Source organism: Gluconobacter roseus NBRC 3990, assembly GCF_006538885.1.
GTDB lineage: Bacteria > Pseudomonadota > Alphaproteobacteria > Acetobacterales > Acetobacteraceae > Gluconobacter > Gluconobacter roseus.
The window spans coordinates 383,089-397,707 of the sequence record NZ_BJLY01000003.1 but is presented as its reverse complement, the minus strand read 5'-3'; the positions used below and the strand labels follow the sequence as shown (position 1 = coordinate 397,707).

General features: G+C 61.0%; 11 protein-coding genes. 5 read left to right on the top strand and 6 right to left on the bottom strand.

Features of this window, described 5'->3' with window-relative positions; all coding sequences use genetic code 11:
* Positions 1-158: 158 nt before the first annotated feature.
* Both GRO01_RS09280 and GRO01_RS09275 read right to left on the bottom strand, forming a co-directional pair.
* Positions 159-1,661 (bottom strand): UdgX family uracil-DNA binding protein, encoded by a 1,503-nt coding sequence (locus tag GRO01_RS09280; protein ID WP_083541424.1) that lies wholly within the window; start codon positions 1,659-1,661, stop codon positions 159-161.
* Positions 1,658-2,890 (bottom strand): putative DNA modification/repair radical SAM protein, encoded by a 1,233-nt coding sequence (locus GRO01_RS09275; RefSeq protein ID WP_062511161.1) that lies wholly within the window; start codon positions 2,888-2,890, stop codon positions 1,658-1,660. Before GRO01_RS09275 ends, GRO01_RS09280 begins: the two co-directional genes overlap by 4 nt.
* A 178-nt stretch (positions 2,891-3,068) precedes the next feature.
* Here GRO01_RS09275 and GRO01_RS09270 point away from each other — a divergent pair, with 178 nt between their 5' ends.
* A complete protein-coding gene (locus tag GRO01_RS09270) occupies positions 3,069-5,021 on the top strand; it encodes a flagellin N-terminal helical domain-containing protein (RefSeq protein ID WP_141306965.1) in 1,953 nt (650 codons plus the stop codon).
* A gap of 146 nt (positions 5,022-5,167) precedes the next feature.
* A complete protein-coding gene (locus GRO01_RS09265; RefSeq protein ID WP_062511157.1) occupies positions 5,168-5,590 on the top strand; it encodes a flagellar biosynthesis regulator FlaF in 423 nt (140 codons plus the stop codon).
* Positions 5,591-5,704: 114 nt separating this feature from the next.
* On the opposite strand, the gene GRO01_RS09260 is transcribed toward GRO01_RS09265, so the two are convergent.
* The 3 genes from GRO01_RS09260 to folD are packed head-to-tail and all read right to left on the bottom strand — an operon-like array spanning position 5,705 to position 9,403.
* Positions 5,705-7,705 (bottom strand): M1 family metallopeptidase, encoded by a 2,001-nt coding sequence (locus GRO01_RS09260; protein WP_062511154.1) that lies wholly within the window; start codon positions 7,703-7,705, stop codon positions 5,705-5,707.
* A 31-nt stretch (positions 7,706-7,736) separates the two neighbouring features.
* The gene (locus GRO01_RS09255) at positions 7,737-8,489 is read right to left on the bottom strand and encodes a hypothetical protein (protein ID WP_062511153.1); all 753 of its coding nucleotides are present in this window, start codon (positions 8,487-8,489) and stop codon (positions 7,737-7,739) included.
* A complete protein-coding gene (gene folD, locus GRO01_RS09250; RefSeq protein ID WP_062511151.1) occupies positions 8,486-9,403 on the bottom strand; it encodes a bifunctional methylenetetrahydrofolate dehydrogenase/methenyltetrahydrofolate cyclohydrolase FolD in 918 nt (305 codons plus the stop codon). Before folD ends, GRO01_RS09255 begins: the two co-directional genes overlap by 4 nt.
* 83 nt (positions 9,404-9,486) lie before the next feature.
* On the opposite strand from folD, the gene GRO01_RS09245 reads away from it, so the two are divergent.
* Together GRO01_RS09245 and GRO01_RS09240 are read left to right on the top strand one after the other, a co-directional pair.
* Positions 9,487-10,551: a threonine aldolase family protein gene (locus GRO01_RS09245; RefSeq protein ID WP_062511149.1), complete on the top strand. Its 1,065-nt coding sequence runs from the start codon at positions 9,487-9,489 to the stop codon at positions 10,549-10,551.
* On the top strand, positions 10,552-11,910 hold the full coding sequence (locus GRO01_RS09240) for an L-serine ammonia-lyase (protein ID WP_062511148.1): 1,359 nt from the start codon (positions 10,552-10,554) through the stop codon (positions 11,908-11,910). It begins immediately after the preceding gene.
* Positions 11,911-11,916: 6 nt separating this feature from the next.
* Here the strand turns inward: GRO01_RS09240 and GRO01_RS09235 are convergent, their stop codons facing one another.
* Positions 11,917-13,032 carry a CDP-glycerol glycerophosphotransferase family protein gene (locus GRO01_RS09235; RefSeq protein WP_062511147.1) on the bottom strand — a complete coding sequence of 372 codons (1,116 nt, stop codon included), beginning with the start codon at positions 13,030-13,032 and terminating at the stop codon, positions 11,917-11,919.
* Positions 13,033-13,267: 235 nt separating this feature from the next.
* Between GRO01_RS09235 and GRO01_RS09230 the strand changes: the two genes are divergently transcribed.
* Positions 13,268-14,578 carry a lipopolysaccharide biosynthesis protein gene (locus GRO01_RS09230; RefSeq protein WP_062511145.1) on the top strand — a complete coding sequence of 437 codons (1,311 nt, stop codon included), beginning with the start codon at positions 13,268-13,270 and terminating at the stop codon, positions 14,576-14,578.
* Positions 14,579-14,619: the final 41 nt, after the last annotated feature.

Genomic DNA, 14,619 nt, shown 5'->3' with positions numbered 1-14,619 from the left:
GCTTTGAAAACAGGTCTGTCAGATCATGACCGGATGTGCTGTGCGGGGCCTGGAAACCCTCTACTGACCGATCGGTTCGGTCATCCATGACATATCGTCTCACAAGCTTCAAGACGCAAAAAACTGACCCGTTTCCATTCTCCCGCCAGTCCCGTCCCTTACGTCCCCGGCTGATCCAGAAACTCCCGCAGACGTGTAAGACCCTTACTAAAGTTCCGTCGCTCGGCATTCCCCTGCGCTCCTTCCCCAAGCCGCAGCAGCCAAGAGGGATGTGCAAGCGCCAGACGCCGGACAGCATTTTCGCCAGTTCCCACGGTCCATGACGTCCCGCGGACATCCGCCATCGCCATACCCGGCCCGTCCAGTGCCCTGAGCGCCGTGGCCCCCAGCGAAACGATGAGCTTCGGCCGAACCAGGGCGATCTCCTGTTCAAGCCAGGGACGGCAGGCCGCCACATGCCCCACATCCGGGCTCTGATGGATGCGGCGGCGCCCCTGAAGACGGAAGCGGAAATGCTTGACGGCATTCGTCAGATACAGCGCGCCACGATCAACCCCGGCCTCTCCGAGCGCCTTATGCAGGAGCTGCCCCGCCGGACCGACGAAGGGACGCCCTGCCAGATCTTCCTGATCGCCCGGCTGCTCTCCGACGACCATGATGCGCGCGTCTGCCGGCCCCTCTCCCACAACCGCCTGCGTGGCCGAACAGTGCAGCGGACAGGCCGTGCAGGTCCGGATCTGAGCAGCCAGCCCCTCAAGAGTCTCCGTCGTATCCAGCATCGGCTCGGCCGGAAGCTGTTCACGGGACCGCAGGCGCTCATGAAAGGCCGGTGCGGGCTGAAGCTCCTGCTCCGCCATTGTCCGGACGCGCACCTCCGCTCCGGCAACAAGCTGCGGGATCAGACGGGTTTCAGGCAGGTTCTTCCAGTAACGACCGGGCATTTCCCGGCGCATGGCCTTGGTACGAACGCGAGCAGGATTGAAGGTCGAAGCGTAATAGGTGTCCCACAGCTCCCCGAACCCGTCGTCCAGTTCCGGCTGTTCACAGGGTTCCGATGAGTAGGCCAGATCCTTGCCATCCCAGCAGATCGAGCCGCGTGGTGTCAGGATAATCCAGTCCATATCCGTAAAACGTTTTGCAAAGAATGGCGCGATCCGTTCAAGGATATGATGCTGCGGCTCGAACCATGCGAGGAACCGCCGACGTTCACCGCCCTGCCCCTCTCTTTGCGGGACCGGCTGCTCGCGGAAGCGGACAAAGGCCATCATCTTGTGACAGTCCTGCCGGTTCTGTCGCACCATCTGCCGCGCACGCGCGATATCGGCATCCGTCGCCACCTCAGGCAGATGCGGATTGCCCTGCACCCTCCAGGCAATCCGGTAGGCAAGTGCGAACCGGGCGGGATCGGAATGGCACAGCATGTCCCGCAGCAGCGCGAGGCAGGAGGCCCGCAAGGTCACGGTTTTCACGACCGGAACGGCCGTCAGCGCCTCCAGGCCATCGCCGTTATCCGTGATCTGGCCGAAAAGATCCGTCTCGCCCCCCCGGATGCGCCAGTCGAGCGCCTCGGGCAGGACCGCGCGCTGCAATGCCGCACGCGCCATCTCCCGCCAGGGCTCGAAATCCGCATTGTCCTCAAGCGTCAGAACATAGCGCGTCACAGAAGGCTCATCTGCTGCGGCGCCGGGCTGAACAGACTGCGCAGATCGTGCCGGTCAGTCAGGCGGGCGGGACTCCAGCCCGGCGTCTGGACGAACGGACGCACCTTGCGAATAGAGACGTTCAGCCGCGCCAGATCCTCCAGCCGTACCGCCTGATGCCGCCGTGCCCTGAGAATGGCCGCCACAGCCTTCACTCCCAGCCCCGGCACCCGCAGCAGCATTTCCTTCGACGCCCGGTTCAGATCGACCGGAAACAGCGCCCGGTTGTCCAGCGCCCAGGCCAACTTGGGGTCCAACTCCAGATCGAGCATTCCATCCGCGCGGCCAGCCGTCAGTTCCCCGAAGGCGAACCCGTAGAACCGGAACAGCCAGTCCGCCTGATAGAGCCTATGCTCCCGCTGAAGCGGCGGGCTTTTCGCCGGCAACAGTGCGGAAGCGTCAGGAATGGGGCTGAAAGCCGAATAGTAGACCCGCCGCAGCCCGTAGGAGCCGTAAAGATTGGCGCTGCTGGCGAGAATATCCTGATCGGACGCCGCATCCGCCCCCACGATCATCTGCGTGCTCTGTCCGCCCGGCGAAAACCGTTCAGCCCGGCGACCGGTATGGCTGCGTTCCTTGCCCGCATCGATTTTCAGGCGCATCTCGCCCATGGCCTGCCGGATACCGCCCGCTTTTTTCTGCGGTGCGTACTGCTCCAGACCGGCCACGGTTGGCATTTCCACATTGATCGACAGGCGGTCCGCATAGCGCCCCGCCTCTTCCAGCAGACGCGGCGACGCATCGGGGATGGTCTTGAGATGGATATAGCCCCGGAACCCGTGCTTCAGCCGCAGATCCCGCGCCACCTGCACGAGCTGCTCCATCGTGTGATCCGAGGAGCGGATGATGCCTGAGGACAGGAACAGCCCCTCGATGCAGTTGCGCCGGTAGAACTCCAGCGTCAGCCACACGACCTCCTCCGGCGTAAACCGCGCGCGCTCCACATTCGAAGACGAACGATTAATGCAGTAGGCGCAGTCATAGACGCAGAAATTGGTCAGCAGGATCTTGAGCAGCGACACGCAGCGCCCGTCCGGCGTGTAGGCGTGGCAGATACCGTTTCCCGTCGTGGACCCCAGTCCCCCGCTTTTGGCCGAGTCCCTGCGGCCCGAACCGCTCGACGCGCAGGACGCATCGTATTTCGCCGCATCGGACAGAATCGCCAGTCTCTGGGAGAGTGATTTCTTCATCGCGTGTTCTTATTTCGTTCCGAAGTATGAATCGCAAGGGGAAACGTGAATTTAACCATTTGTTTCCCAGTTTTCCGTTATTTTTGGTGGGTTTTTTTTAACGGTCCGGATTCAGCTTCCGTTAACCACTCCCCCCTATCCTGAGGTCGCAAACCTGCACCGACGGAGAACGAATTCAATGTCATTGTCAATTAATACAAACACTGCGGCAATGGCCGCACTCCAGAGCCTCAACCAGACGACGACGGATCTGAACAAGACCCAGAACGCCGTTTCCACCGGCAAGTCCGTCAACAGCGCGTCTGACAATCCGGCCATCTATTCCATCGCCCAGTCGATGAATGCCCGGATCTCGGGCCTGTCCGGCGTTTCGACCGGCCTGAGCTTCGCCGGTCAGGTTCTTTCCACGGCAAGCGCACAGGCATCCACGATTTCCGGCCTGCTGAGCAGCGTGTCCACCACGGTCACGAACGCCGCCAACAACGCCGAAGACCAGGATACGCTGAACTCCCAGCTTTCCAGCCTTTCCTCCCAGATCGACGCCAGCGCCAACAGCGCAACCTTCCAGGGCGTCAACCTGCTGTCCGGCGCCACGGGTGGCGGCGTGTCCTACACGTCCGTCTCGGCCGCACAGGACATCAACGGCAACCTGTTCGTTCAGAACGGCGCCAATGCCACGGCATCCGGCCTAGGCCTTGAAGGCCTGAGCACCACCATGAAGGGTGCAACGCTTGACATGGGAGGCGCGACCTACACTGCAGCTGACACCGGAAACACGCCAGCCGCATCCACGATTACCCTGAAAAATCAGGCAGCGGCAAACGGCAGCGGCACGGCCACGAGCCCCGCCACCACGACCGAGTTTGTCCTTGACGACAACACAAGTGGCCTGTCGTCCACGGCAACCGTTGGCACCGCACTGTCCAATGCTGTTTCAACAGCTCTCGGAAGCACCGCTACCGTAACGGTCGGCACTGATGGAACCCTGACATCCTCGGCTTTCGGCAGCAATGCACCAGTCACGACGTCCGACGGCACCACAACCTATACGATGACGAACGGCAAGAGCATTACCGCCAAGGCTGATGCCAGCGGCAATCTCACCTACAGCGTCACGACGGCTACCGACAGCAATGGCAATGCCACCAGCCTGGCGAAAGTCGTGGACGTCAACACGAGCACAGCCGCAACCAACACAACGGATGCGACGCAGCAGAACACCGACCGTACTACGACGCTTATGACAGCCATGAGCAATGCCGGATTTGGCGTCTCTCGCGCTAATGATGGCACCCTGACGCTGGCTGGTGGCAATCTTTCCACTGCAACAGGGAGTGTTACAACAAGCAATATCGCCGAAGGCACTTCACTGGATATGTCGGGCGCAACCTTCGCAGACGGTGGAACGGCTCTGACGGTTAAAGACGGCACCTCTTCCACAAGTTACGTCGCTCTCAAATCGCCCGATTCTACGACTTCTGCTCTAAGCAGTGCTGCACAGTCAGCTCTGAAGAGCACACTCCAAAGCCTTACAGGCGATACTACCGACGGTGACGTTACCGTTGCTGCTGACGGTTCCGTTGCACTTACCGGTACTGGTACAAGTGGATGGACCACAACCGGGAATGCTTCCAGCGGCCTTACTCTCACGGACAGCTCCGGAAATTCGACCACATACAAGTTCTTTTCCGGTACGGACAAAACATCCTGGACGTCAAGCCTCGCAACAACAGCAGGTCTTACAGCTGGGACCGACTCGACATACACGCTCGATACAGCCGCTTCCAATGTGACGCCAAGTACCAGCATCACTGCCTCGAAAGCAAAACCCACTGTCGGCACAACCTCCGGCACAGCCGTGGTACAGCTTGCGGTCAGTGCCGCTCTGACCAAGGTCAACCAGATCTCTGCGGGCTTCGGCGTTTCCGCCAACACCGTGACCCAGCTTCAGACGGCCACCAGCTCGCTGTCCGACGCCCTGACGACGGGTGTGGGCGCTCTGACGGATGCCGATCTGGCAGCGGAAAGCGCCAAGCTGACCTCGCTTCAGACGAAGCAGCAGCTGGCCGTTCAGTCGCTGTCGATTGCGAACTCGCAGTCTTCCACCCTGCTCAGCCTCTTCCGCGGCTGATCAGGTTTCTGGAGGGTACCGGTCTTCCGGTATCCTCCAGTTCCATATTTTTCCACCCCTGCCACATGCAGGACTGCTTCAGACGCCTCCTGCCCCCATTGCGCAGAGACTTTTGAAACAGTCTTCCCCGAAAGGAGTTTGCCTTCGTGACTTACGCCTCCTCACAGTACCAGAAACAGTCCGGAAGCTATCTGTCCTCCCGGGAAATCGAGGTCATGGCTTTCCGGCATGTCAATTCGCTGCTGGCTGATGCCAGGGACCATCAGAAAAAAACGATGGCTCTGGCTGCCAATCTGAAGCTGTGGAGCCTTCTGTCGATGAGCGTCGAGCGGAACGACAGCCCGCTCCCGCCCGTTCTGCGCGATGACATCATCAAGGTTGGCCTGTGGTCGATGCGTTATTCCAACGCAGCCCTCAACGCTTCAAAGGATCTGAAGCCGCTGATCGATGTCAATAATGACATGATCGAAGGCCTGTCTGCAGAACCCGAACCTTCCCCCATGACCGCTGCTGCCCCGCAGGCTTACGCCGGATCAGCCCCGACATCCTCTCTGGAACTCGTCGGCTGAAGAGAAATCAGCAATTGTGAATATTCAGGGCGCTGGCTCAACCAGGCGCCCTTTTTCTTTGTCTTATTGCAAGAAACCTGCGAGGCACGCCGGCCCTCGCAGGTTTCCACATCCTCAGGGTGTAATCGCCACGCGGTTATCGGAGCGGTCGATATCCGGGATGACATGATCCGGGTCCAGCGTGACAGCCCTGAGGCCATCATGGGCCGGCAGTGAAACAACGATGTCGCTGCCCTGACGCCAGGCTTCCGTCGGGATGCGGAGTTCGTCCGATTTACCGTCCGCATACTCCGCCCGCACGAGCACCGGAAGCGGGAGGGCTCCGTAATTGCGGACCTGCACGGTCACCGGCTTTCCGGCATCGTGATGCACGTCACCCAGCGCATAGTCCGGGGCGGCATTGGTGAAGTACCAGCCACGCCAGAACCAGCCCAGATCCTCGCCCGCTTCGCTGCTCATCAGGCGGAAGAAGTCCGATGGGGACGGGTGCTTGAACGACCATTCAGAAATATAGCGCCGGAAAGCCGCATCGAACCGGACCGGGCCGAGGATCTGTTCACGCAGCAGCTTCAGTCCATAGGCGCCTTTGAAATAGGTCACGCTGTGGCGGTATTTTTCGGACACGCTGTCCGCCGCGGTCATGAGCACGGGCGCATTCGGGTCAGTCAGGACCGGGACGATGTCCTGCGCGGGATTGCCGGTCTTGGGCGCGAACTCGGAATCACGCTTGGGAGCGAATTCACCGTTGTTGAAGTGGTCGGACGCATAGACGTCGATGAAGGTGTTGAAGCCCTCGTCCATGAAGGCGTTTCGGCGCTCATCCGTGCCCACAATCATCGGGAACCAGCCATGGCCCAGTTCATGCGTCGTGATCCAGAACAGTTCCGGATCGCGGTCGCTCATGCCGTCGAAGACGATGCCCGGATATTCCATGCCCGCGCCATGTCCGCCCAGATTGACGGCGTTCGGCCAGGGATACTCGAACCATTGTGACGAGAAATACTCGATGGCGTGTTTGACGTAATCCGTTGAACGGTCCCAGCCATGCGGCCCGATCCCTTCACGCGGATAGACCGACATCGCAAGCCGGGGCACGGCGTGATAGTTCGCCCAGGGCACGATCGGCGGCAGATTGATCCGCGCGGCATCCCAGACGAAAGCCGGCGAGGCCGCAAATGCCACGTCACGCGTATTGCGCATGGCGTAATGCCAGGTGACTTCGCCGCTCTGCTTCAGGTGGCTTTTAGGGTCGGTAATGTCATCAAGCGTGCGAATCATGACGCGCGCATCGCTCTGCGCTGCCTGCGCCAGACGGTTGCGCTCGACCGGGGTCAGGACCTGTTCAGGATTGAGCAGCGCGCCGGAGCCCACGAGCGTGTAGTTCCACGGCACGGTGACGCTGTAATCAAAGCTGCCATATTCCAGAAAGAACTCCTGCCCCAGATAGGGCAGCGTGTTCCAGCCGCGGCGGTCATCATAGACGCTCAGTCGCGGAAACCACTGCGCGACTTCATAAATGTCGCCTTCGCGTGACGGCGTAACGGCGGTCCGTCCACCCCATGGGCCGGGCAGCGTGTAGTGCCAGTCAATCTTCACGAAAGCCACGCCATGCGGGTCGATCGTGCGCGGCAGCTTGAGCTGCATCCGCGTATCGGAGATCAGGGGTGTCACGTCCACTTCGCGTCCGCCCTGCACGACCGAAACGCGCTCGATCACCATGCCGTCGGTGTGGTTGCCGGCCAGATTGTGACTGCTGGCGACCGCGCCGATCGCAGAGCGCGTATCCGCGCGGTAAATGTTCTGGTCAAGCTGGACCCACAGGACGTCCAGCGTTTCGGGGCTGTTGTTGCTGTAGGTCACGGTTTCGGAGCCGTGCAGCACATGGGTCTGCGTGTCGATCCGCGAATGGATGACGTAGTCCGTCCGGTTCTGCCAGTATTGCGGTCCGGGAAGACCCGAGCCCGAACGATAGACATTCGGGGCGTCAGGGAGCGTCAGGGGAGCGAAGACGGCTGCCGGGTCGGCAAGGGTTTTCGCAGAAACCGTCTCGGGCAGCAGGGCGGCGGGAACGAGCACGCCTCCCAGCAGGGGAAGCAGAAAAAGGCGCACAGACATCCGGGACGGACCCTCCATTCGTGGTTCGATGTTATCCCGTTATAATATCGCTGAGCGCTCCCAGATAGGATGCCAGGTCAACTTTCAGCGGCATCAGATACGCATTGTCGTTTTTCTCGCGGATAACGCCCAGCATCCGGCGCGCAAAAGCGATGTTGCCGTCCAGCGTTCCGTCATAGTCGCGCGGGAAGACCACATGGTTCACGCGCTCCCAGTAGCGACGGGATTTATCTCCCAGAACGGGCGAAATGCCCCAGAACACCGTGTCGTCCCGCAGCCAGTCCATGCAGTATTCGAGCATCGGAATATCGAAGAGCGGCTGCGCGAAGAACCCGCAGGCCCCGGCATCGCGCTTGCGGGCAATGTCCTCGAGTTCCTGATACGGCGCACGACGATAGGGGTCGAACACCGCATAGACCTTCAGATGCGGCGCCTCGCGGCGATAGCGCTCAATGATCTGGGCGGATGTGTTGGGATAGACCTTCCAGTCGCTTCCAGCTGGCGGAGGATCGCCAGCGACGACGAGGATGGACGTCAGTTCCGGACGGTCCGCACCCGGCAGCGGCGCGCCCGGTGCAATATCGACGGCGCGGATATGCGGGATGACCTCGAATGGCGTCTGCTTTGTGACCAGCGAGGCGGCGTCATAGCTGCGCAGATCAAAGCGCATCAGATCCGGGACATTCAGCGTGCTGACCTGCGGCAGGACATCGCGCACGGTCTGCACATCCCTCAGCAAAGCTTCTGCGGAGCGCGGAACCAGTTCGACCGAAACGCGGGTCATGAAGATGCTTCCGCGACGGCCTGCGTCGCACGGGCGGCCTGAAGCGTGTTGTGCAGCAGACAGGCAATGGTCATGGGGCCCACACCGCCCGGAACCGGCGTGATGTGACCAGCGATCGGGAACGCCTCATCGAACGCCACGTCACCGACCAGACGGGTCTTGCCGTTCTCGGCCGGAATACGGGTGATGCCAACATCGATCACGGTGGCTCCCGGCTTGATCCAGTCGCCGCGGACCAAGCCGCTTTTGCCCGTCGCCACGACCAGAATATCCGCTTCCCGGGCCAGTTCCTTCGTGTTGCGCGTATGGATATGCGCGACCGTGACCGTGCAGTTCTCCTTGAGCAGAAGCTGCGCCATCGGCTTGCCCACAAGGTTGGATGCGCCGATCACCACGGCATGCTTGCCGGTCATGTCCTCATGGACGGATTTGAGCAGCATCAGACAGCCCAGCGGCGTACAGGGCACGATTCCGTCGATTCCGAGCGACAGGCGGCCGGCATTGACCTCACCCAGACCGTCGACATCCTTATGCGGCGCAATGGCGTTCGTCACCACAACCGGATCGATTTGCGCCGGGAGCGGCAGCTGCACCAGAATGCCGTGGATTTTCGGATTGGCGTTGAGCTGGGTGATCAGGTCCAGCAGTTCGTCCTGCGACGTGCTCTGCGGGAGCATGTGCATGAAGGAACGCATGCCCACGCGATGGGTCTGGATCGCCTTGTTCTTCACATAGACTTCAGACGCCGGATCGTTACCCACCAGAACGACGGCCAGACCGGGAATGGTATTGCCCTGCTCAACGAATTTTGCCACTTCGCGGCCCACCTGATCGGTCAGGGCGCGGGCGATACCCTTGCCGTCAATGATCTTGGATGCCGGATCGGAAGACTTCTCGGGGGACAACGTGTTCATGGGCTCTCCGGATGACAACAGGCAGGCGTTTCAGTTACGCTTGCGGACAGGCCTTAACGGTCGCAGGAATTGAGGATGGTCTCGTGACCGACGAAATACGCAAGAACTTCGCCAGTGACAATGTTTCCCCCGCATGCCCCGCCGTTATGGACGCCATGATGCGCGCCAATGAGGGCTGCGTTGGCTCCTATGGCGACGATGCAATGAGCCAGACGCTGAACGCACGCTTCAGCGAAGTTTTCGGAGCAGAGGTCAGGGTTTTCCCGATCATGACGGGGACGGCAGCCAACAGTCTTGCACTCTCCGCGCTCGTGGCCCCTTATGGCGCCGTCCTATGTGACCAGAGCGCGCATATTAGCAATGACGAGGGCGGTGCGCCTGAATTTTTCATGCATGGCGCCAAGCTCGTCACCCTCCCCTCCGCTGATGGCCGGATGATCCCTGAGGCCCTGCGGACGGGTCTGCGCGCCAATGCGCAGGGCGGGATTCTCAAGCCGCCCATCCAAGCGCTGTCCCTGACGCAGGCCACCGAATGGGGCACGGTCTATGCCCTGAAGGATCTGGCGGCGCTGTGCAGTATCGCCCATGAACACGACATTCCCGTCCATCTGGATGGCTCGCGGCTGAGCAATGCCATCGCGCATCTGGGCTGCACACCAGCGGAAGCGACATGGAAAACCGGGGTGGATGTCCTGTCTTTCGGCGGGACGAAATGCGGGGCGATGGCGGCGGAAGCAGTTGTGTTCTTCGTCAATGACCGCACGCGCCCGGCGCTGAAGGATTTCGAGCGGCGCATCAAGCGCAGCGGCCATCTGTGGTCCAAGGCGCGGTTCCTGAGCGCACAGCTTCTGGCACTGCTGGAAAACGATCTGTGGCTCAAGAACAGCGCCCATGCCAACGCCATGGCGCAGCGCATTGTCGAAAGCCTGCGCCGTCACGCCGGGGCCCAGCTTCCGTTCGAGACGCAAGGCAACGAAGTGTTCGTCATCCTGCCCGATCGCCTTGTCGCAGAGTTGGAAGCCGCAGGCTACGCTTTCTATCGCTGGCCGACGCCCGAGGGTGTGTCCGGCACGCTGATCCGCCTTGTGACAAGCTTCTATACCCGTGAAGAGGACGTCGAGGCGCTGCTGGCAGAGATTGCCGCCTGAATGATCAGCCTCTTTGACCTGTTCAAGATCGGGATCGGGCCGTCCTCCTCGCATACCGTTGGCCCCATGCGTGCGGCGGCCCGGTTCGCGGACAGCCTGCTTCATATGCCGGATGTGGCCCGTCTTCGCGTTACGCTGTACGGCTCGCTGGCCTGGACCGCGCGCGGACATGCGACGGACCGGGCCGTCATTCTCGGGCTGGCGGGAGAAAAGCCCGACACGATGGACCCAGCACTTGCGGACAGCATCGTGCAGTCCGTCACCGACAGACATCTGATTCCATTCAACGGTCATCCCATGCCGTTTGATCCGGAAACTGACATCGTTCTCGACACGACGACCATCCCACCGGTTCATCCCAACACGCTCCAGTTCGAGGCGTTCGATGCCGAAGACCGCCTGCTGGCCTGTGCGCGGTTCTGTTCGGTGGGTGGCGGGTTCATCGTTCCCGAACAGGCGACCGAAACCGCGACCTATGCCCAGCCCGACATGCCGTATGACTTCACCAGCGGCGCGGAACTCCTGACCCGCACGCAGGAAACAGGACTCGATATTGCGGGTGTGGTTCTGGCCAATGAGAGCGTGCTGCGGCCGCGTGCCGAGGTCGAAGCATATCTGGACCAGATCGTGGCCGTGATGATGGACTGCGTGGAGGCCGGGCTGCACCGTTCGGGCACGTTGCCGGGTCGGCTGAACGTGCGCCGGCGGGCGGCGGCACTGTATGAACGGCTTCAGGAACAGCGCCGTAGCAACCAGCCCTCCGCGCACGGGATCATGGACTGGATCAGCCTGTTCGCCATTGCCGTGAACGAGGAAAACGCCGCCGGTGGGCGCGTCGTGACGGCCCCCACCAACGGGGCGGCGGGCGTGATTCCGGCCGTGCTGCGCTATTACCGCGAGTTCTGTCCCGAATATTCGCTCGACGGGCAGCGCCGGTTCCTGCTGACTGCCGCGGCCATTGGCGGGCTGTTCAAACTCAATGCGTCAATTTCAGGCGCGGAAGTCGGGTGTCAGGGCGAAGTCGGGGTGGCGTCTTCGATGGCTGCAGCCGGGCTGGCAGGGGCTTTGGACGCCACGCCACTTCAGGTGGAGAACGCGGCCGAGATCGGAATGGAGCATCATCTGGGCATGACCTGCGACCCGGTGGCGGGGCTGGTGCAGATCCCGTGTATCGAGCGCAATGCCTTCGGCGCGATCAAGGCCATCAATGCGGCCTCCCTCGCCATGCATGGGGATGGAGCGCATCACGTCTCGCTCGATCAGGTCATTCGCACGATGGCCGAGACGGGCCGCGACATGAACCACCGCTATAAGGAAACGTCTCTCGGCGGTCTGGCAGTCAATTTCCCCGAATGTTGAGGGCGCTCAGGCCGCGACCATGAACTGCGCGATGGCATCGGCGGCCCGCTGCGACGCTCCGAGCAGGGGCTCGCCAAAGGTCTCGCGAAACAGTTTTTCCTGTGCGGGCCGATAGACCGTGTGACGCTCCTTTGCGCGGGCGATGGCGGGCATGAGATCATCAAGATCCTCCACCACCTCCCCGAGCATCCAGTGCAGGAAATACGGATCATCCTGCCAGGGGAGCTTTCGCGGGTTCAGAAAGACGCAGGGACGCGGGATGGCCAGAAACTCGTAAACCTGACTGCTGACATCACCGATATAGAGCGCGGCCTGGGACGTGTAGGTCATGTCCAGCATGGCGGACGACCCCGTATCGACCATCACTTCCGGACTGCGCTGGCGTTTGAGCTGGCGTTCGCGGATGCCGAAGCCCCTGTGGAAAGTCTTGATATGCGGTGCCACAACCAGATTGTAATCATTCTGGGCCTTGAAGCCCCGGATTAGTGGCGTCATCCAGCCTGAGGCTGAGGTCAGTTTGCGCTGATAATGCGGATTATACAGCGCAAACGGGCGCCCATTTGCGAACGAGACCGTCTTTTCCCGCTGTACGGCCTCGAACACATCGAACTTCGGATAGCCGACAATCCGTGTGGTTTCCGGCTGTAGCAGTCCTTTGTCCTGAAAATAGCTCGCGATCTTGGGACCGGGAACAAGCGTCAGATCGAACTCGCGCACGAGATGCTCGTCATTGACGTAGCGGTCCCCGGCGCCATGCATGAGCAGAATGAGCTTTGGGCCGGACAGTCCCATCTCCCTGAGCACACCACCGGTATATTCCGTCGCCACGACAGCATCATACTGGTTCAGCTCGGCAATATTCTCCCGCAGCACCACAAGCCGTTCCTGATCGAGCCGCCTTGCGCGCTTCAGAAGGCGGGCTTTCAGAGATTTCGGAAAGGCTTTCAGCGGCAGGTCGGGAACGTCCAGAGCCTGACGGATGCGCCGCAGATGATCCACCGTTTCAGGGAAGCTGTAATACTCCACCACCTCATGACCCGGAAGCGCGGCCAGTGCGCTGGCAACAGAAGCCGTGTGGTAGCACTGGTAAGGCTCGGCAATATAAATGAAGGCGATTTTCATGACTGATCTGCTGCGTCCTGCCTGAAAAACGGGCTTTGAGCCTGTGCTTTTCCGAATAAGGGCCTTCAGGAGAAGACGGATCGCCGCGAGATCTCCATCTGCAGAAATCCTGGCAGCGATATGTGTAACAAATTCTTCATAGTTCCTGCCCTCACCCTGTCAAGGACCTTCCTCGGGCGCGACATTCCGCTACCGGCATGGACAGTACGGGGGCTTTGTGGTCAGTAAGGCCCACATGTCCGGCGAACGCTCCGTTTTCAGATCCATTTTCAAAAATGTCAGTGTTCTCACCCTGGGCCGCATCGCCAATGCGCTGTGCAGTTTCATCTATATTGCGCTGGCCGTCCGGGCGCTGGGCCTGTCCGATTTCGGGCTGCTGTTCCTGATCCATTCGCTGGCCTCGACCAGTTCGGTCCTGTCGCGGATGCAGTCCTGGCAGACACTGATCCGTTTCGGCAGTGAGAGCTTCGGCAATGGTGATACGGATCTCCTGCACCGGGTGATCCATTTCTGCATCCGCCTCGACACGATCTCGGCGGCCTGTGCCATCGTGTTCGGGCTGGTGGGCGTGCAGATCTACGGACACACCGCGCACTGGTCCGCGCATGTGCGGTTTCTGGCCGACCTGTACATGTTCGTCAGCCCGCTGATGTATTCCGGCTGGGCGAACGGCATCCTCAGGATGGCGGGGAAATTCCATCTCGTCCCGATCATCGACAGCTGTGCGGCCCTCGCCAAGACGCTCGGCGTCATCATAGGCTATGTCCTGCACCTGAAGCTCGGATACTTCCTGTTCATCTGGGCGATGACGATCATCATCGATTACGGATTCTACATCCATTACGCGTTGGATATCCTGCGCCGGAAATTCCAGTTCCGGTATTTCCGGGCGTTCCGGCACTGGCGCTGGCAGCTTCCGGGCATGTGGCAGTTCACACGCGCCGCCAGCGTCAACCAGACGCTGGGCAACATTTCGGGGCATGTGGCGACCCTGCTGGTCGGTAACGGGCTCGGACCGGCCGAAGCGGCCGTCTTCCGCGTCTGCCGCCAGATTGCGGACGGGATCGTGACCCCCGCGCAGCTCATTTCGCCCGTGCTCTATCCCGAACTGGTCCGGATGCGGGACCGGCAGGACTGGCGCGGCCTCAAGCGCGTGACGTGGAAGATGTTCGGCGTCCTGAGTGCGCTGTCCCTCGCGCTTCTGCTGCTGTCAGCATTTTTCGGCTCGACGATCTTCCGCTTCCTGCTGCACGTCCATGTGCATCACACGTCGCTCTATATTTCCATCATGCTACTGGCGGCGGTGTTCAGCCTGCTGGTCATCCCGCTGGAGCCGCTGCTGATCGTGGTCGGGCATGTGAAATTTCTCATGAAGAGCCGTACGGCCGTCATGGCGGTCTATTTCCCTGCGCTCTACGTCCTGACCCGGCATTTCGGACTGGCCGGAGCGTGCCTGTCCACGGCGGTCTGCAACGCGACCATCCTGCTGTCACAGATCCTTGGCGTCTGGTTCTTTTACGACCGCATCGGCAAATCGAAGGCCTGAGCTTCTGTCTGGCAGCCGCCGGGCACAGACATAAAAAAGGC